This is a genomic window from Patulibacter americanus DSM 16676 (assembly GCF_000420025.1).
Classification (GTDB): Bacteria; Actinomycetota; Thermoleophilia; order Solirubrobacterales; family Solirubrobacteraceae; genus Patulibacter; species Patulibacter americanus.
On sequence record NZ_ATUD01000004.1, the window covers coordinates 189,843 to 208,583 of the forward strand.

At 74.1% G+C, this 18,741-nt stretch carries 15 protein-coding genes; 13 read left to right on the forward strand and 2 right to left on the reverse strand.

Annotation, left to right across the window (positions count from 1 at the left end; translation table 11 throughout):
- The first annotated feature begins 33 nt into the window (after positions 1–33).
- The 3 genes from argJ to F593_RS0109320 all read left to right on the forward strand — a co-directional run bounded on the left by argJ (position 34) and on the right by F593_RS0109320 (position 3,553).
- Complete coding sequence (gene argJ, locus F593_RS0109310; protein WP_022928481.1) at positions 34–1,320, forward strand: bifunctional glutamate N-acetyltransferase/amino-acid acetyltransferase ArgJ; 1,287 nt, start codon at positions 34–36, stop codon at positions 1,318–1,320.
- A gap of 138 nt (positions 1,321–1,458) precedes the next feature.
- On the forward strand, positions 1,459–2,355 hold the full coding sequence (gene argB, locus F593_RS0109315; RefSeq protein ID WP_022928482.1) for an acetylglutamate kinase: 897 nt from the start codon (positions 1,459–1,461) through the stop codon (positions 2,353–2,355).
- Between the two features lie 4 nt (positions 2,356–2,359).
- On the forward strand, positions 2,360–3,553 hold the full coding sequence (locus tag F593_RS0109320) for an aspartate aminotransferase family protein (protein WP_022928483.1): 1,194 nt from the start codon (positions 2,360–2,362) through the stop codon (positions 3,551–3,553).
- Positions 3,554–3,604: 51 nt separating this feature from the next.
- Here F593_RS0109320 and F593_RS29840 read toward each other — a convergent pair whose 3' ends face one another.
- Positions 3,605–4,249 (reverse strand): hypothetical protein, encoded by a 645-nt coding sequence (locus tag F593_RS29840; protein ID WP_022928484.1) that lies wholly within the window; start codon positions 4,247–4,249, stop codon positions 3,605–3,607.
- 170 nt (positions 4,250–4,419) lie between these two features.
- Between F593_RS29840 and F593_RS0109330 the strand changes: the two genes are divergently transcribed.
- Positions 4,420–5,064, forward strand: a complete 645-nt coding sequence (locus F593_RS0109330; RefSeq protein ID WP_022928485.1) for a DUF4389 domain-containing protein — start codon at positions 4,420–4,422, stop codon at positions 5,062–5,064.
- A 7-nt stretch (positions 5,065–5,071) separates the two neighbouring features.
- On the opposite strand, the gene F593_RS28070 is transcribed toward F593_RS0109330, so the two are convergent.
- Positions 5,072–5,971 (reverse strand): alpha/beta hydrolase, encoded by a 900-nt coding sequence (locus F593_RS28070; RefSeq protein WP_022928486.1) that lies wholly within the window; start codon positions 5,969–5,971, stop codon positions 5,072–5,074.
- Between the two features lie 131 nt (positions 5,972–6,102).
- Here F593_RS28070 and F593_RS23825 point away from each other — a divergent pair, with 131 nt between their 5' ends.
- The 9 genes from F593_RS23825 (at position 6,103) to dnaE (ending at position 18,724) form a co-directional block, all read left to right on the forward strand.
- Complete coding sequence (locus F593_RS23825) at positions 6,103–7,443, forward strand: hemolysin family protein (RefSeq protein WP_022928487.1); 1,341 nt, start codon at positions 6,103–6,105, stop codon at positions 7,441–7,443.
- Positions 7,444–7,637: 194 nt separating this feature from the next.
- Positions 7,638–9,029 carry a DUF1800 domain-containing protein gene (locus F593_RS23830; RefSeq protein WP_157251688.1) on the forward strand — a complete coding sequence of 464 codons (1,392 nt, stop codon included), beginning with the start codon at positions 7,638–7,640 and terminating at the stop codon, positions 9,027–9,029.
- Between the two features lies 1 nt (position 9,030).
- Positions 9,031–10,404, forward strand: a complete 1,374-nt coding sequence (locus F593_RS0109350) for a DUF1501 domain-containing protein (protein WP_022928489.1) — start codon at positions 9,031–9,033, stop codon at positions 10,402–10,404.
- Positions 10,401–10,910, forward strand: coding sequence for a hypothetical protein (locus F593_RS0109355; protein ID WP_157251691.1), 510 nt, complete (start codon positions 10,401–10,403; stop codon positions 10,908–10,910). Before F593_RS0109350 ends, F593_RS0109355 begins: the two co-directional genes overlap by 4 nt.
- 139 nt (positions 10,911–11,049) lie before the next feature.
- Positions 11,050–12,405 carry an argininosuccinate synthase gene (locus F593_RS23835; RefSeq protein ID WP_022928491.1) on the forward strand — a complete coding sequence of 452 codons (1,356 nt, stop codon included), beginning with the start codon at positions 11,050–11,052 and terminating at the stop codon, positions 12,403–12,405.
- On the forward strand, positions 12,402–12,593 hold the full coding sequence (locus F593_RS0109365) for a hypothetical protein (protein ID WP_022928492.1): 192 nt from the start codon (positions 12,402–12,404) through the stop codon (positions 12,591–12,593). The genes F593_RS23835 and F593_RS0109365 overlap by 4 nt, the downstream gene beginning before the upstream one ends.
- A 10-nt stretch (positions 12,594–12,603) precedes the next feature.
- A complete protein-coding gene (locus F593_RS0109370) occupies positions 12,604–13,209 on the forward strand; it encodes a hypothetical protein (RefSeq protein WP_022928493.1) in 606 nt (201 codons plus the stop codon).
- A 182-nt stretch (positions 13,210–13,391) separates the two neighbouring features.
- Positions 13,392–14,996 (forward strand): ABC-F family ATP-binding cassette domain-containing protein, encoded by a 1,605-nt coding sequence (locus F593_RS23840; protein ID WP_022928494.1) that lies wholly within the window; start codon positions 13,392–13,394, stop codon positions 14,994–14,996.
- Between the two features lie 128 nt (positions 14,997–15,124).
- The gene (gene dnaE, locus F593_RS0109380) at positions 15,125–18,724 is read left to right on the forward strand and encodes a DNA polymerase III subunit alpha (protein ID WP_022928495.1); all 3,600 of its coding nucleotides are present in this window, start codon (positions 15,125–15,127) and stop codon (positions 18,722–18,724) included.
- The last annotated feature ends 17 nt before the right edge of the window (positions 18,725–18,741 follow it).

The window sequence follows — 18,741 nt, forward strand, 5'->3', positions numbered from 1 at the left end:
GCCACCGGTGCCGCCGTTCTAGACTCGCCCGCGATGTCCGACGCCCCGGTCCCGCACGCCGACGCCCCGTTCTTCCGCTCGGGGTGGGTGGAGGTGCCCGACTCGATCGTCCGCGTCGCCGGCCGCGGGCTGCCGCGGGGCTTCCGCGCCGCCGGCGTGGCGGCGGGGATCAAGCCGTCGGGGGCGACCGACGTGGCCCTCCTCGTGTGCGACGCCCCCGACGCCGTCTCCGCCGCGCGCTTCACCCGCTCGGGCACCGCGGCACCGCCCGTGCTCGTCACCCGCGACGAGTCACGACTGGACGCCCTGCGCGCCGTCGTCGTGACGAGCGGCAACGCCAACGCCGGCACGGGCCGCGACGGCTTCGAGACCGCCCGCCAGGTGCGCGCCGCCGCCGCCGGGGCCGCGGGCGTGCCCGAGGACCAGGTGGCCGTCGCCGCCACCGGCGTCATCGGCGTGCCCTTGCCCATGGACGTCGTCCCGAGCGGCGTCGCGGCGGCCGGCACCGAACTGCGCGCGGACGGCGACGACGACTTCCGCCGGGGCATCGAGACGACCGACCTGTTCCCGAAGACCGCGAGCCTCACGGTCCGCCTGGACGGCGGCGACGTGACGCTGCACGGGGTCTGCAAGGGCGCGGGGATGATCCAGCCGAGCTTCGCCACGATGCTCTGCTTCGTCACGACGGACGCCGGCCTGGACGCCGCGACGGCCGACCTGCTGCTCGGCGTGTGCGTCAAGCGCTCCTTCGACCGGATCTCCGTCGACGGCCAGCTTTCGACCTCGGACACGGCCGTCCTCATCGCGTCCGGCGCCAGCGGCGTCCGGGTGGAGCCGCGGACGCCGGACGAGCAGCGCTTCGGCCTGGCGCTCGACGCGCTGCTGCGCCAGCTCGCGTTGCTCATCACCGCCGACGGCGAGGGCGCGCGCCGCGTCGGCCGCGTGACGGTGAAGGGGCCGGACGGCCCGGCCTGCGAGCGCGTCGCCCGCCAGGTCGCCAACTCCCCGCTCGTGAAGACCGCGCTCTACGGCGGCGACCCCAACTGGGGCCGCATCGTGCAGGCCGTCGGCGCGGTCCTGCCCGGCCCGGCGCTGAACCCCGTCGGCGTGCGGATCGCCGGCGTCGAGGTGTGCCGGGACGGCCAGGAGGTCCCGTTCGACCGCGAGGCGCTCGCGACCCTCGTCTCCGGGCCCGAGGTCGACTACGACATCGTGCTCGGCGCCCCCGAGGCGGCGGGGCAGTACGCGAACGAGTCCGAGGTGTACTTCTCGGACCTCGGCCACGAGTACGTCACGCTGAACGCCGAGTACACGACCTAGCGACGGCTGGCCTCGCGTGCGCCGGGCCACGAAGGGGCGGTCGGACGCCCCGACGGGCGTCCGGTCGGGGTGCGAACGGGGCCCGAAGGCCCGCGGTCGCCCGTCGGGCACTGGGGATCCCGCGCTAGGGTCCTCGATGTGAACGCCCCTGACGCCCCGACGCCCGACGCCTCCACGGGGCTCGGCGTGCGCGACGTCGGGACGCTGCTCGAGGCGCTGCCCTACATCCGGCAGTTCCGCGGCCGGACCGTCGTCATCAAGTACGGCGGCGCCGCGATGACCGACCCGGAGCTGCGCGAGGACTTCGCCCGCGACATCGCGCTGCTCAAGTACGTCGGCGTGAACGTCGTCGTTGTCCACGGCGGTGGGCCCGCGATCACGGAGTTCATGGGACGCCTGGGGCTGCCCGTGGAGTTCCGCGGCGGGTTGCGCGTGTCGGACGCCGCCACCGTCGAGGTCGCCAAGATGGTCCTCGTCGGCAAGGTCAACAAGGACATCGTCGTGCGGATCGGCCGCCACGGCCAGGCCGCGGTCGGGCTCTCCGGCGACGACGGCAACCTCTTCCGCGTCGAGACGACGACGGGTCCCGGCGGCGAAGACGTCGGCTTCGTCGGCCGCGTCACCCGGGTGGACACCGGCGTGATCGACCACATCGCCGAGGACTACGTCCCCGTGATCGCGTCCGTCGGGACCGATGAGCACGGCCAGTCCCACAACGTCAACGCCGACGAGGCCGCGGCCGCCGTCGCCCGCGCGCTCGGCGCCACGCGCCTGATTTTCCTCACCGACGTCGCGGGCTGGCTCGGCGACGTCGCCGACCCGGACAGCCTCGTCGTGCAGGCCACGACGGACGAGGTCGAGGCCGCGCTCGAAGGCATCGCCGGCGGCATGCGGCCCAAGCTGCAGGCGTGCGTCGACGCGGTGCATTCCGGCGTCGGCGCCGCGTCCATCGTCGACGGCCGCAAGCCGCACTCCGTCCTGTTGGAGCTGTTCACGGACGACGGCTGCGGCACCCAGATCCGACCCGCACGGTGAGCGCATGACGCATCAGCTGTCCCTGGCCGAGCTCGAGGAGATCGAGGCCCGCCACGTCCTGCGCAACTACGCGCGCCTGCCCGTGGCCGTCGCCTCGGGCGCCGACGTGTGGCTGCACACGACGGACGGTCGCCGCGTGCTCGACCTGCTCTGCGGCCTGGGCGTCACCTCGCTGGGCCACGCCCACCCGAACGTGACGATGGCCATCACGGAGCAGGCCGGGAAGCTGCTGCACGCGAGCAACCTCGTGCACCTGCAGGGCCCCGTCCAGCTCGCGGAGCGCCTGGCGCAGAGTTCGCTCGGCGGCGGCGTCCTGTTCCAGAACTCGGGGGCCGAGGCCAACGAGGCCGCCATCAAGCTCGCCCGGCGTCACAAGCGCGGGGGAGAGGTCGTCTCGCTCCACAACGGCTTCCACGGCCGGACCTACGGCGCGCTCTCGGCCACGCCGCAGGAGGCGAAGCAGGAGCCGTTCGCCCCGCTCGTCGGCGGCTTCCGCGCGGTCCCTCCGACCGTCGAGGCGCTCGAGACGGCGGTGAGCGACCACACCGCCGCGGTGCTGCTCGAGACGATCCAGGGCGAGAGCGGCGTGCTGCCGATCCCCGACGACGTCCTCCGCGCCGCCCGCGCGGCCTGCGACGCCCACGGCGCGCTCCTGATCGTGGACGAGGTGCAGTCCGGCATGGGCCGCACCGGCGACATGTGGAGCTACGAGGCCTCGGGCGTCGTCCCCGACGCCATCACGGTGGCCAAGGCGCTGGCCAACGGCCTGCCCATCGGCGCGCTGATCACGGGACCGCACCTGCTCGACGTGCTGCGGCCGGGCGACCACGGCTCGACGTTCGCGGGCAACCCGCTCGCCGCGGCCGCCGCCCACGCCGTCCTCGACGTGATGGGGGACCCGGGCTTCCTGCCGCGTGTGCGCGAGGCCGGCGCCCGGCTCACTGCCGGCCTGGAGTCGCTGCCCGACGTCGCCGGCGTCCGCGGCCGCGGCCTGATGCTCGCCGCCGAGCTGACCCCGGAGGCCGTGGAGCGGCACGGCACCACGGCCGAGCTGGCGGGCCGCCTGATGACGGAGCACGACGTCTGGGTCAACGCCCCGACGCCGACCTCGCTGCGCCTGCTGCCGCCGCTCACGATCCGCGACGAGCAGATCGACGAGGGCGTCCGCCGCATCGCGGCGGGGCTCACCGCCCGCTAGCCGTCCGGGTCCGGCCCGAGACGCTCGGGGTGGCGCCGGGTCCCTTCCCTCTCACCCGGAGGCGACGGGCGGAAGGTGGCCGATGCGGCGGGCGACCGTCTCGGCCGTGACGTCGACGATGCCGTCGAGGAGGTCGAGGACCGGGACGACGACGTCGACGCCGAACGCGACGCGGGCCAGGTGGACGGCCTCGCCGCGGCGGCGGATCGCGTCGTCGAGGACGTCGGCGCCGGGGTGGCCGTCGACGACGGGCCAGCGCGGCGAGATCGGCGCCATCCCGGCGACCACGTCGGCCAGGCGGTCGACGCCCCCGCCGCTCGGCGTGTTGAAGTGGCGGAAGCGGTACTCCAGCGAGGTGCCGAGGTGGCGGATCGCGACGCGGTGCCAGCTCCCGCCGAGGCGACGGAGCACGTGCTCCCAGGGCTCGCCCGGCTCGCCGACGATCTCGACCACGGTCTCGCGGATCGCACGGGGGAGGTCCTCGGGGCGACGCGCGGCACCGACGACGCCGACCGCGGCGGCCCGCAGGGCCTCTTCGCAGAACGTCTCCCACGCCCCGAGTGCGAAGACCAGCGCCGAGGCCGGCACCAGGGCCGCCCGGGGATCGTCCGGGTCGTCGAGCTCGAGCAGGCCGCGCGGGGCCTCCATCAGCGTGGCGTAGCGCGCACGGGCCTGCTGGATGGGGATCGGCTCCACCGGCGCCACGGTACCGGCCTGCCCGGCCGGGACCGCCGCGTCGGGCGTGTCCCGAGGTGGGCGGATGGGGCACGGAGGCCGGACGCCGTTCACCGCTGCGTCTCCGTGTACGCCGCTACGCATGGTAGGAAGGTGGGGTTCCGTCACCACCACACCGAATCGAGCACCCCATGCCCCTACCGGGCGAGACCACCTTCGACGCACCATACGTCGAGCGCCACAGCCGGCTCACCACCTTCTTCCGCTATCTCCTGGCCATCCCGCACTTCGTCGTCGTGGCCCTCTACGGCTTCGTCGCCTACTTCGCGGGCGTCATCGCGTGGTTCGCGATCGTCTTCACGGGCCGCTACCCCGCGGGCCTCTTCACGTTCAACGCCGGGTTCGTGCGCTACGCCTCGCGCGTGTCCTCCTACCTGTACCTGCTGAGCGACGCCTACCCGCCGTTCGGCGGCGGTCCTGAGTCGCCGTACCCCGCGGGGCTCGAGGTCGGGCCGCCGAAGGAGTCCTACAGCCGGCTCTCGGCGCTGATCCGCATCCTGCCGCTCCTCGTCGTCTGGTTCATCGCCTACCTCCTGAACCTGGCGCTGAGCCTGGTGGCACTCGTGGCGTGGTTCGTCATCGTGATCGTCGGGAGGCTGCCGCGCGGCATGCACGACGTGATGGCGTTCTGCGTCTCGTACCAGTCGCGCGCGATGGCCTACGCGTTCCTGCTGACGGAGTCCTTCCCGTCGTTCGATGCGTCCGGGCTGCACCCGGACGCCCCGGGGGCCGCGGACCGCGCGCCGGCGGGTGCGTACGGGACCCCGTCGGACTGACCCGGGCTCAGCCGGCGCGCTCGCAGCCCGCGAGCGCGTCGGCGTAGAAGCGCAGGTACCGCGCCATGTGGCGCTGCCAGTAGCGGCCCTCGTGGCCGCCGGACCAGAGCTGCAGGCGGACGTCCTCGCCGCGACGGTCCAGCGCCGAGGCGAACGTGCGGCTCGCCGTCAGGAACGGGTCCTCCCGGCCGGCGTCGATCCACAGCGGCACGCGGTAGGGCTGCCGCTCGCGGCGCGTGACCCGCCCCACGGGGTCGTTGCGCCGGAAGTCCTTCGCGTCGTCGTAGGCGCCCGGGGCCGTCGCGCCGTGCGAGGTCCACAGGGCGGGGGAGTGGCCGCCGACCGCGCAGAACCGGCCCGGGGCGTCCTGGGCCAGCGCGAACGCGCCGGCGCCGCCCATCGAGATACCGCCGATCGCCATCCGCTCGGGGTCCAGTCCGAAGCGCGCGATCGCCTTCGGGATCGCCTCGTAGAGCACGTAGCGCGCCCACTTCCCGCTGCGCCGGTCGTGCCAGTAGGACCCGCCGTCGTCGGCAGGCAGCAGCACGACCGGGGCCTTCGCGCCCTGCTTCGCGACCGCGGCCCGCAGCGCGTCGCCGGCCAGGCGCGCCGGGTCCTGCCCCTTGCCCGGGAGGAAGACGAGCAGCGGCCGGCCGGCGACGTCGCCCTTCGGCGCCACCACGGTCTGCACGAGCCGTCGCCCCGCGGCCTCGCTCTTCAGCCCGTACCGCAGCACGACGGTGCCCTCGACGTCGGCCCGGGAGACCTCGACGGGGGGGAGCGACGAGCCGGAGCGAGAACGTGCGACGACGGAGACCGCGGTCACGAGGACGAGCAGCACCGCCACGGCGGCGATCGCCCGGCGGAGGACGCGGGCGCGCGGGGTCAGGGGGCGGGGGGCTGCCATGGCGCACATCATGGGGCAAGCGCCGGGCGGTCCGCCACCCCCAGATGCGGCCACCGCGGGTTCCACGCCCGCGCCGCCGCCCCGGCCGCCCCACGGGTGCCGCCGTCGGCGGGTGGGTAGCGTCCCTGCCGATGTTGCTCGCCTCCGGAGGGACCGTCGCCGCCGAGCTCGTCGGCACCGCGCTCCTCGTGCTCGCCAACGCCTTCTTCGTCGCGGGGGAGTTCGCGATCGCCCGCGTGCGCCAGAGCCAGACGGATGACTGGGTGGCGGGCGGCCGCCCCGGAGCCCGGTCGGTGCAGCACGCGGTGACCCACATCGACTCGTACCTCGCGGCCTGCCAGCTCGGCATTACGCTCGCGTCCCTCGGCCTGGGCGCCTTCGGCGAGTCGGCGCTGCACGAGCTGCTCGAGCCGGCGCTCGGCGAGTCCGCGCGCATCGGCAGCGTCGGCATCGCGGGGATCCTCTCGTTCGCCCTGATCACGCTGCTGCACGTCGTCGTCGGCGAGTTGGCCCCGAAGAGCGCGGCGATCGCCCGCACGGACCGGATCGTCCTGGCGGTCGTCCCCCCGCTGCGGGTCTTCTACCTCGTGACCCGCCCGGTCGTGCAGCTCTTCAACGGGCTGGGCAACCTGCTGCTCAAGCCGTTCGGCATCCCGCCCGCGAGCGAGGCCGGGTCCTCGCCGTTCAGCCAGCGCGAGCTCCTGCAGATCATCCGCGAGTCGAACGAGGGGGGCGAGATCAACCCCGTCGAGCGGCGTCTGACGGAGAACGTGTTCGAGTTCGACGACCGGCGGGTCCGCGAGGTCATGGTCCCGCGGCTGCGAGCCGTCCTGGCCACGGACGACCTGACCGTCGAGGAGGCCGCGCAGCTCGCCGTCCGGACCGGCGTGACGCGCCTGCCCCTTTGCCCGGAGGACACGGGCCTGGACGGGGTGGAGGGCGTTCTGCACGCCAAGGACCTGCTGGCGGCGATGCTGCAGCCGGAGCGGCCGGACCTGCGCTCGCTGGCCCGTCCGGTGGTCCGGGTGGGCGACGCGGCGTTCGTCGGCGTCGCGCTGCGCGAGATGCGCCGCGCCCGCATGCACCTGGCCGTCGTGATCGACGAGCACGGGACGGCCGTCGGGCTCGTGACGGTCGAGGACGTGCTCGAGGAGCTCGTGGGCGAGATCGAGGACGAGTTCGACAGGGACGTGCAGCGGCTCGTGCGCGAGGACGGGGACGACCTGCTCGTCGACGGCGAGGCGGGGGTGCACGAGGTGCTCGTGCGGCTGCCCGGCGCGGACCCCGGCGCGCTCGAGATCCACCAGGCCACGGTGGGCGGCCACCTGCTCGAGAGCGAGGGGCGACTGCCGGACCCGGGCACGGAGCTCGAGCTCTTCGGGCGACCCGTGCGGGTCGAGGAGGTCGCCGACGGCCGCATCCGCACCCTGCGGATGCTCGGCGCGGCGGACGGCCGCGACCCCGAGGCCTGAGCCGAGGCCGAGCGGCGTGCCCGGCCGGCGGCCCGCCGCCGGGGCCGGACGTTCGAGCGGGGGTTCAAGGCCGCGCCCAGCGGCCGATAGACGGATCGTGCCCCGTGCACCCGTGCGGGTGTCCGGTGCCCGCCGACGTCCGCCGCGGGTGCAACCCGCGCCGCACCGGGCGGGGCCCGCACGTTCTCCTCCCCATGCCGCGCCGCCGTTCCGCCTCATCCCGTCCGTCGCGCTCCGCCGCGCCGGCCGTCCCCGTCTACCGCGGGCCCTTCGGCCGCCCGCAGGCCGAGCGCCTGCTGTGGCGCGCCGGCTTCGGCCCGCGCCCGGGCGACGTCGACCGCGCGGTCGCCGCCGGCCTGGACCGCACCGTCGACGCGCTGGTCCGGCCGTCGGGCGCCGCCAAGCTCGTCGGGCCCCAGCCCAAGGACGACAAGGGCCGCCCGCTCGCGCCGACCGACGCGTGGGGCCACGACCACTGCTGGTGGTTCGACCGCATGGTCCGCAGCGACCAGCCGCTCGTGGAGCGGATGACGCTCGTGTGGCACGACTGGTTCGCGACGCGCGAGGTGCCGAAGAACCTCGCGCTGCGCCAGAACGCCACGCAGCGCACCCACGCGCTCGGCCGCTTCGACCTGCTCCTGCGCGAGATGACGCGGGACCCCGCGATGCTGCTCTGGCTCTCCGGGTCCGGCAGCGACCCGAAGAACCCGAACGAGAACTACGCCCGCGAGCTCATGGAGCTCTTCACGCTCGGTGCCGGCCGCGGCGCGTACCGCGAGCGCGACGTCCGCGAGCTCGCCTCCGCCCTCACGGGGTTCACGAACCAGTGGTCGTCGTCGCGCGGCCCGCACGGGTTCCGCTTCGACCGCCGCCGCCACGACGCGCGCGTGAAGACCGCGCTGGGTGTGCGCGGGCGCCTGGACTGGGAGGACGCCTGCCGGATCTGCGTGGAGCACCGCATGCACCCTTCGTTCTTCGTGCACCGCCTGTGGTCGCAGTTCGTGCCGACGCCGCCCGACGCCGCGACGTCGAAGGCGCTCTCCGCCCTCTACCGGCAGAGCGGTCACCGCATCCGGCCCGTCGTCGCCGCGATCCTCCGCCACCCCGCGCTGCATACCGGTCCCCGCATGGTCACGCCGCCCGTGGTGCACGCCGCCGGGCTCCTGCGCGCCGTCGACCGCGGCGTGAGCACGTCGGCCTGGGCGTGGCTCTCCGGGCTCTCCGGCCAGACGCTGTTCCAGCCGCCGAACGTGTCCGGGTGGGACGAGACCCGCTGGCTCGACACCTCGACCTGGCGCGGCCGCTGGCAGGCGCTGCCGACGATCCTCCAGGGCCTCGTGGTCCAGGGCGACGACCAGGTCGCCGCCTACTCGCCGACGGAGTCCGCCGAGGAGGCGCTCCAGGCCGCCATCCGCTTCTGGGGCAGCCCGACGCTGACGCCGACGACCGTCGACGCGCTGCGGGCCTTCGCCCATCGCGTCGAGGGCGCGGTCGACAAGACGTGGAAGGCGCGGCCGTACCGGGCGATGCGCCAGAACGCCCTGCGCTACCTCATCGCCACCAGCCCCGACCTCCAGACGAGCTGACATGACCTCCACCGCCTGCGACGACTGCGTCCGCGTCGAGCAGCTGCGCCGGGGTGCGCAGCCGCGGATGCACCGCGACGAGCCCGTGCCGGCCGGCACCGGGATGAGCCGCCGCGTCTTCACCGCCCGCGCGCTCGGCGCCGCGGTCGCCGTCTACGGCGGCGCCGCCCTGACCGGTGGCCCGCGCGCGCTCGACCTCGGCGTGGAGCGCGCCGCCGCCGCCACCGGACCCGCCTCGCCCGTGCTGCTGTCCGTCTTCCTGCCCGGGGGCGCGGACGCGCTCTCCGTCCTGGCGCCGACCGGCGACGACGTCTACCGCAAGCGCCGCCCGACGCTCGCGCTGCGCGCCGGCGACGGCCCGCGGTTCTCCGAGGACGAGCGGCTGACCTGGCATCCCGCGTGTGCGCCGCTGGCCGCCCTGCACGCCGAGGGCAAGGTCACCGTGATGCCGGCGGTGGGCTACGACGACCCGGACCAGTCGCACTTCGCCTCGCGCCACTTCTGGGAGGTCGGCGCGCTGGACCCGCGCATGACGACGGGCTGGATGGGCCGCTACCTCGACGTCGTCGGCGCGCCCGACAACCCGCTGCAGGGCCTCTCCCTCGACGGCATGAACATGCCGCAGCTCGCCACGTCGCGCGTGCCGGTGGCCGCCGTCGACCGCCCGCAGGAGTACGACTTCTGGGCGCCCGGCATGTGGGGCGAGGTGCAGGACATGATGATCGAGGGCTTCGCCGGCCTCGGTGCGGCGCACGCCGGGTCCTCCGACCCCGGGCTGGCCCAGGCGGGCCGCGCGGCGCAGCAGTCCGGGCGGCTCTACGGCCAGCTGGGCGGCCTCCGCGGCGCCGAGATCACGGCCCCGGTTCCCTACCCGAAGTCGGCGGACTCCGACTTCCCGGAGCGCCTGCAGGGCCTCGCCGCGATGCTCGCCGCGGGCCTGCCGCTGCGCTGCGTCTCCGTCACCGCCCCGGGCCAGTACGACACCCACGACGGCCAGGCCGCCGAGCTGCGCTCCGGCCTCGAGCTGACGATGGCGGCGCTCGCCGCGTTCCAGCGCGACGTCGAGTCCCGCGGGCTGGCCGACCGCGTGCTGATCCACGTCTGGTCCGAGTTCGGCCGTCGGCCGGAGGAGAACGCCAGCCGGGGGACGGACCACGGCGCCGCCGGCGTCTCGTTCCTCATCGGTGCCCGCGCGTCGGGCCGGATGGTCGGCGAGTTCCCCGGCCTCACGCGGCTGGACGCCCAGGGCAACCTGCGCGCGACGAGCGACTTCCGCGCCGTCTACTGCTCGCTCATCGAAGGCTTCCTCGGCACGGAGGCGGCGCGGGTGATCCCCGGGGCCGCGCGCCTCGGCCGGCCGAAGGTGCTCCGGTGAGTCGCGTGGCCCGGGTGCGCCCCGCCCTCGTCGGCCTCGTCGCCGGCGGGCTGCTCATCCCCGCGGTCGGCGGCGCGACCCTCGCCCGCGCCGCCGGGCACGCGGAGCACGCCCGGAAAGCGGACGCGCCGGCCCTCGCCCGTAACCCCGTCGGCGGGGCCGCCGCCCGCATCGGCACCGTGCTGCGGGCCGCGGGCACGCGCCGGAACCCGGGACGCCTGCTCGTCACCGCGACGGAGTTCCGGCTCGCGCTCTCCCGGCCGGCCGTCGACCGCGGCGTCGTCGTCGTCGAGCTGCTCGTCGCGGGCGAGGATCCGCACGACCTGGCCCTGCAGCGGCTGGACCGCCGCGGCCGCCCGACGGGCCGCACGCTCCACATCCCACGGGTCACGCCCGATGGGCTGGGCGAGGGCGAGTTCCGCCTGGCCAAGGGCGTGTGGCGGCTCACCTGCACGCTGCCCGGGCACGCCCGCATGGGCATGAAGGCCACGCTGCAGGTGCGCTGAGCCGTCGCGCGCCCGGGCCACGGCGGCCCGGCGTTCCCCGCCGCGACCCGGCGGGTATCCGCCCCGACCGCCCGCCGCCCGGAGGGGCCCAGAGCCCCGGAGTCCCGGGCGGCCGTGCCGCCGGTACGCTTCGGCGCGTATGACCGACCAGCCCTCCGCGTCCGACCCCTCCGCCGAGCACACGCAGGTCCGACGCGTGGCCGACCCGGGCCGCACCCGGGTCGCCTCGTACCTGGCCGACAAGGACGAGGTCCGCAAGGTCCTCCTGCTGTACTCGGGCGGTCTCGACACGAGCGTCATGCTCAAGTGGATCCAGGACGAGTACCAGGCCGAGGTCGTGGCGCTGACGGTCGAGCTCGGGCAGCCCGGCGAGGACTACGACGAGGTCACGGGCAAGGCCCGCCTGCTCGGCGCCGTCGAGGCGATCGTCCACGACGCCCGCGACGAGTTCGCCAACGAGTACCTGATCCCGGCGATCAAGGCGAACGTCAACTACGGCGACGGCTACCCGGCCTTCACGTCCCTCGGCCGCCCGCTCATCGCCAAGCTCGCCTGCCAGTACGCGCGCGAGCACGGCTGCGACACGATCGCCCACGGCTGCACCGGCAAGGGCAACGACCAGGTCCGCATCGAGGCGACGATCGCCACGCTCGCGCCCGAGCTGAAGGTCATCGCGCCCGTCCGCTCCTGGGCGATGGGTCGCGACGAGGAGATCGCGTACGCCCGCGAGCACAACATCCCGATCAAGAACACGCCCGACGGCGCGCCGGCCCCGTACTCCATCGACGACAACCTCTGGGGCCGCTCCTCCGAGGGTCGCTGGATCGAGGACCTCGGCCACGCGCCCGAGGACGACGTGTTCCAGCTCGTCACCCGCCCGGAGGAGGCCCCGGACGAGGCCGAGACCGTCGCGATCACGTTCGAGGCCGGCGTCCCCGTCGCCCTGAACGGCGAGCGGATGGAGATCGTGCCGCTCCTCGAGGAGGCCGCCCGCCTGGGTTGCAAGCACGGCGTCGGCATCCTCGACCACATCGAGGACCGCATCGTGGGCCTGAAGGTCCGCGACATCTACGAGATCCCCGCCGCCGCGGTCATCCTGCCGGCGCACAAGGAGCTCGAGCGGCTCGTCGGCACGATCCACCAGAACCAGTTCAAGCCGGGGCTGGACCAGAAGTGGGCCTACCTCGTGTACGCCGGCCTCTGGTGGGAGCCGCTGCGCACCGACATCCAGGCCTACATCGAGCACGTCAACACCCGCGTGACGGGCACGATCGGCATGAAGCTCTACAAGGGCTCCGCGCGGGTCGTCACGCGCGAGTCGCCCAACGCCGTCTACGACGCGCAGCTCGCGTCCTTCTCGCACTCGGGCGGCCTGTTCGCGCAGGACGCCTCCCCGGGCTTCATCGAGCTGTGGTCGCTGCAGTCGCGGCTGGCGTGGCAGCTGGCCAACGGCATGCTCGACACGGGCACCGGCACCGAGGAGAAGCAGGCATGAGGGGCTCGGAGCGCGGCTTCTACACCCTGATCGGGTGGGTGGGCTGGAAGGGCGCCAAGTGGTACGTGGCGCGCAAGCTGGGCCTGCGCTCCAAGGCGAGGAAGGGCGCGGTCGTGCTGCTGCTGGCTGCGGCCGGTGGCGGCGCGTTCTCCGTCGCTCGCCGTCGCGGCGGCACGGGCGGCGCCTGATCCTCCGGCCGTGACGCCCGACGCCCACGCGCCCGGCGCCCCGGGCGCCGGACCGCTGGCGCGCGCCGCCGAGCTCGAGCTGCGCCTGCGCGAGGAGGTGCTGCGCCGCGAGCGCGCCGAGTCCCGCGCGGCCTCGGCCGAGGCGCTGGCCGAGGTCGCCGCCGCCCGCACCGCGCTGCTCGAGGCGCGCGCGGCACAGGAGGCCGAGCGACGCGCCGAGCAGGACTGTGGCCGCGACGAGGTCGCCGCGACCATCCGCGCCGGCCTGCGGGCGCTGCGCGACGAGCTCGACGCCCTGCGGCCGCTGGCCGAGGCCGCGGCCCGCGACGCCCGTGCGGCCGACGCACGGTCGGCGGACCGCCCGTCCGCGGGCGACCCGAGCGTCGGTTCCGGCGGCGGGGCGCGGGCGTCCTTCGACAGCGCGTCCCCGGGCTCGGACGCGCCCCGGCCGACGCGGCCGGCCACCGATCCGTCCGTGCGCATGGGCGAGCTGGCCCGCGGCGCCCGCGAGCTGCTCGCCGGCGGCCGGCTCGACGCGGCCGACGAGGTCATCCGCGGACTCGAGGACGCCGCGGAGCGCCTGCGCGCCCAGGCGCCACCGCCCGACGCGGACTGACGCGCCGCGTCCGGGCCCCGGGACGCCGACCGGTGGGCCGTCGACCGCGGCGGAGCTCCCCCGGGGCGCTCGACCGCGGTCCCCGGACGGAGGATTCGAACCCCGGGGCCGGGTCCCGGGGGGGGGCACCCGTACGCAGGTCGTGGTCCGGACCGACACACTGGCCCGATGGAGTCCCCGCGATGAGCCACGTCAGCGTCTCCGGGCTGGCCTACGCCCACCCCGGCGGCGACCTGCTGTTCGAGGAGCTGAGCTTCTCGATCGCGGCGCGCCAGAAGGTCGGCGTCGTCGGCGCCAACGGCGTGGGCAAGAGCACGCTCCTGCGCGTCCTCGTCGGCGAGCTCCCCGCGGAGGAGGGCGCCGCCACCGTCGGCGGGCGGGTCGCGCGGATGGCGCAGGACGTGGGGGAGGGCGACCCGGAGCGGACGGTGCGCGAGCTCCTGCTCTCGATCGCGCCCGAGGCGCTGCAGGCCCCGGGGGTGCGGATGCTCGAGGCGGAGCGCGCCCTGGCCGGGGGCGCCCCGCCGGAGCAGGCCGGGGTGGCGCTCGGCGAGGCGATCGGCGACTGGTCCGAGCTCGGCGGCTACGCGCTCGAGGCGGAGTGGGACGCCGCGTGCCGGCGGATCGTCGGAGGCGGCCTGGACGAGGTCGGCCCGCGTCCCTGCGCGAGCCTCAGCGGCGGCGAGCGCAAGGGGCTCGTCCTCGACGTGCTGTTCCGTGGCGACGCCGACGTGCTGCTGCTCGACGAGCCCGACAACTTCCTCGACATCCCCGCCAAGCGCGAGCTCGAGCGGGCGATCCGGGGGACGGACAAGACCGTCGTCCTGATCAGCCACGACCGGGCGCTGCTCTCGGCCTGCACGACGCACGTGCTGACCGTCGAGGGGCGCGGGTGCTGGGTGCACGGCGCCTCCTACGCGACCTACGCCGAGGCCCGGGACCGGCGGCAGCAGCTCCTCGGTGACCGGCTCGAGCGCTGGCACGAGGAGGAGAAGCGCCTGCGCGAACTCGTCCGCGTGTTCAAGGAGCGCGCCCGCTACGCCGACTCCTGGTCGCGCAAGGCCGACGCGATGGAGTCCCGCTGGCGGCGCTGGGTCGACGGCGGGCCGCCCCCGCCGCCCGTGCAGGACCACGCGCCGACGATGCGCCTGCGTGGCGGCGACAGCGCCCGGCGCGTGCTGCGGCTGCGCGGCGTCGCGATCGACGGGATCCTGCCCGCGGTCACCGACGAGGTGCACTTTGGCGAGCGCGTCGGGATCATCGGCCCCAACGGCTCGGGCAAGTCGCACCTGCTGCGGCTCATGGCCGGGCGCGAGCTGGAGCACGAGGGCACCGTGGAGCACGGTCCCCGCGTCGACGCGGGGCTGTTTACCCAGCACAACGACCGCGACGAGCTGGCCGACGGCGGCGTGTTCGACATCGCCCTGGAGGCCACGAACGGCGCGACGGAGCCGGCGATGCGGGCGCTCGCGCGCTACGGGCTCGTGGACGCGGCGCGGCGGCCGGCGAGCACGCTGTCGGGCGGGCAGAAGGCGCGGCTCGAGATCCTGCTGCTCGAGCTGGCGGGGCACAACCTGCTCCTGCTGGACGAGCCGACGGACAACCTCGACGTGGAGAGCTGCGAGGCGCTGGAGACGGCCCTGGACGGCTTCGAGGGCACGGTCGTGGCCGTCTCCCACGACCGCGCGTTCCTCGCCCGGCTGGACCGCTTCCTCCACGTCCCGGCGACGGGCCCGGTCCGGGTTCTCGCCGGCCACGAGGACGCGCTCGCGGCGCTCGGCGGCTGACCCGCCCGCGCGGCCGGGCAGCGGCGCGGGCGACGCTCGGGCACGATTTCCAGGGGGTTCCCGGGAGGGCTCCGGCGGGGTCCGCGAGGGGGGCCACGCCGTCCGGTCCGCCACCTACTCTCCCTCGGGTGAGTTCCGGTTCCTGCGTCCACCTGCACGTCCACTCCGAGTACTCCCTGCTCGACGGCCAGCCGAACATCGGCAAGCTCGTCAAGCGGGCGGCGGAGCTGGATCAGCCGGCCATCGGACTGACGGACCACGGCGTCATGAACGGCGCCGTCGAGCTCTACAAGGCCGCCAAGAAGGAGGGCATCAAGCCCGTCATCGGGTGCGAGCTCTACCTCGTCGACGACCACGCGTCGAAGGAGAAGGCGAAGCCGAACCACCTCACGGTGATCGCGCAGTCCACGGAGGGCTACCGCAACCTCATGCGGCTCTCCTCCCTGGGCTTCACGGACGGCTACCGTCGCGGCAAGCCCTGCGTCGACCTCAAGCAGATGGAGGAGATGGGCTCCGGGCTGATCGTCCTCACGGGCTGCCTGGCGTCCAAGATGTGCACGACGCTGGCCAACGACGACGTCGACGGCGCCCGCCAGCACGCGGACGACCTCTTCAACGTCGTCGGCCGCGACAACGTGTACTTCGAGGTCCAGAAGAACGGGATCGACCTCCAGGACAAGTGCAACGAGGGCATCGTCCGCATCGCCCGCGAGACGGGCCGCCCGCTCGTCGGCACGACGGACGTGCACTACCTGCACAAGCACGACTACGACACGCACGAGGCGCTCCTCTGCGTGCAGACGCAGTCGACGCTGGCGAACCCGAAGATGTCGTTCTCGACGAACGAGTTCTACGTCAAGAGCACGGAGGAGATGGCCGCCCAGTTCGCGGAGTGGCCCGACGCGCTGCCCACGACGCTCGAGATCGCCGAGCGCTGCGACGTCCACATCCCGCTGAACGAGGGCTCGCTGCTCCCGCGGTTCCTCCCGGAGGGCCAGGACGAGCAGGCGTACCTCCACGACCTCGTGGACCAGGGCCTGAAGGCCCGCTACGGCGACCCGATCCCCGCGGCCGCCCGCGAGCGCGCCGACATGGAGCTCGGCGTCATCAACAAGATGGGCTACGACGCCTACTTCCTGATCGTCCACGACTTCGTCAAGTGGTCGAAGGACCACGACATCTCCGTCGGCCCGGGCCGTGGCTCGGCGGCGGGCTCGATCATCTCCTACGTCCTGGGGATCACCGACCTCGACCCGCTGCACTACGACCTGCTGTTCGAGCGCTTCCTCAACCCGGACCGCGTGTCGATGCCGGATATCGACATCGACTTCTCCGTTCGTGGCCGGGAAGAGGTCATGAAGTACGTGACGGACAAGTACGGCAAGGAGCGCGTCGCGCAGATCGTCACGTTCGGCCGGATGCTGCCGCGCAACGCGACGAAGGACTCCGCGCGCGTGCAGGGCTTCGACTACGCCACGGGCGACCGCCTGGCGAAGCTCATCCCCGACCCGATCATGGGCAAGACCCCGCCGCTCGAGAAGTGCCTCGCCGAGGGCACCGAGCTGCGCGCCGCCTACGACTCCGACCCCGTCGCCAAGCAGGTGCTCGACGTCGCGATGGGCCTCGAGGGCACCGTCCGCAACGCCGGCATCCACGCAGCCGCGGTCGTGATCTCGGACCGCGACCTCTCCTCCGTCGTCCCGATCCAGATCGCGGACTCCCGCACGGTCGACGAGCGCGGCGACAAGATCTTCAAGCGCGTCACCCAGTTCCCGATGGGCCCGGTCGAGGAGCTCGGCCTGCTCAAGATGGACTTCCTGGGCCTCAGGAACCTGGACGTCATCCAGGACGCCCTGAAGATCATCGCCGGCTCCTCCGGCGAGAAGATCGACATCGCCGACATCCCGCTCGACGACCCGAAGACCTACGAGATGCTCGCCCGCGGCGACTCCGTCGGCGTCTTCCAGTTCGAGTCGGAGGGCATGCGCAAGGCGATGCGCCAGGTCAACCCGACCGAGTTCGACGACCTCATCGCCCTCGTGGCCCTGTACCGCCCGGGCGCCATGGACCAGATCCCGACGTACGCGGCGGGCAAGCACGACCCCAACACGATCTCGATCCCGGACCCGCGGCTGCAGCCGATCATCGGTCCGACCAAGGGCGTGATCCTGTACCAGGAGCAGTCCATGCGCATCGCGCGCGACCTGGCCGGGTTCACCCCGGGTCAGGCGGACGACCTCCGCAAGGCGATCGGCAAGAAGAAGCTCGACAAGATGGCCGAGCTCGAGCCGGCCTTCCGCGAGGGCTGCCTCCAATCGGGTACGAACGCCCAGGTCGTCGACTGGCTCTGGCAGACGAACCTCAACGCGGCCAACTACTCCTTCAACAAGTCGCACGCCGCCTGCTACGGCCTCGTCTCCTACCGCACGGCCTGGCTCAAGGCCAACTACCCCGCCGAGTACATGGCGGCGCTGCTCTCCTCCGTCATGTCGACGAAGGACAAGGTCCCGTTCTTCCTCAACACGTGCGAGGAGATGGGCATCCCGGTGCTCCCCCCGGACGTGAACGAGTCCGACCACGAGTTCACGGTGCACGACGGGGCGATCCGGTTCGGCCTCGACGCCGTCAAGGGCGTCGGCCACTCCGCGGTCGAGGCGATCAAGGAGGCCCGCGACGAGGGCCCCTTCACCTCGCTGTGGGACTTCTGCGAGCGCGTCGACTTCAAGTGCGTCAACGGCAAGGCGCTCGACTCCCTGATCCGCTGCGGCGCGTTCATGTCGACGGGCGCGACCCGCCAGGGCATGCTCGCCGTCGTCGAGGACGCCCAGCAGGTCGGCAAGAAGGTCCAGCAGGACGCGGCGGCCGGCCAGGGCTCGATCTTCGACTTCGGCGACGGCCTGGACGACGGCGCGGGCGCCGGCTCGGGGTCGAAGGCGTCGACGCACCCGCCGATCCCGACGGCCGAGTTCGACCAGCGCGAGCTGCTCGCGATGGAGAAGGAGACCATCGGCCTCTTCCTCTCCGCCCACCCGCTCAAGGACGTCCGCGACGCCCTGGCGAAGAAGACGGAGTGCGGCCTGGCCGACCTCCGCGGCCGCCCGCACGACTCGTGGGTCCAGGTCGGCGGGATGGTCGCCGACATGCGGCGCATCAACACCCGCAAGGGCGACGTCATGCTGCGCGGGATCCTGGAGGACACGGAGAGCTCGATCGACCTCGTCGTCTTCCCGAAGGGCGTCCCCGAGCTCGAGCCGATCCTGCAGCCCGACAGCGTCGTGCTCCTGCGCGGCCGGCTGGACCTGAAGGACGACGAGCGGGCCGCGCTGCTCGTGAGCTCGGCCAAGGTCTTCGAGCCCTCCGCGAAGGAGATCGAGGCCGCCTCCGGCGCCGCGGACGCCCGCCGGGCCGAGCGCGTCGCCGCCGCGGCGCCGACCGAGCTCTACGTGCGGGTGGACGGCTCCGCGATCCGCGAGTCGGCCCTCGGCCGGCTGAAGCACCTGCTCCGCGACCACGAGGGCGAGGCGGCCATCGTGCTGACGATCGGCACCTCCTCGGGGCCGCGCACGCTGCGGCTGGGGGAGGGCTTCCGCGTGACGCCGAGCCCGACGCTGACGATGGAGCTCGAGCGACTCTTCGGCGAGGGCGCGCTGAGCGCCGGCGCCGCCCCGGCGGCCGCCGTCCCGGCCGTGGCGACCGACGGCGCGCAGCCCGTCCCCGCGCTGGTGTAGCGCGGGCCGGGCCGTGG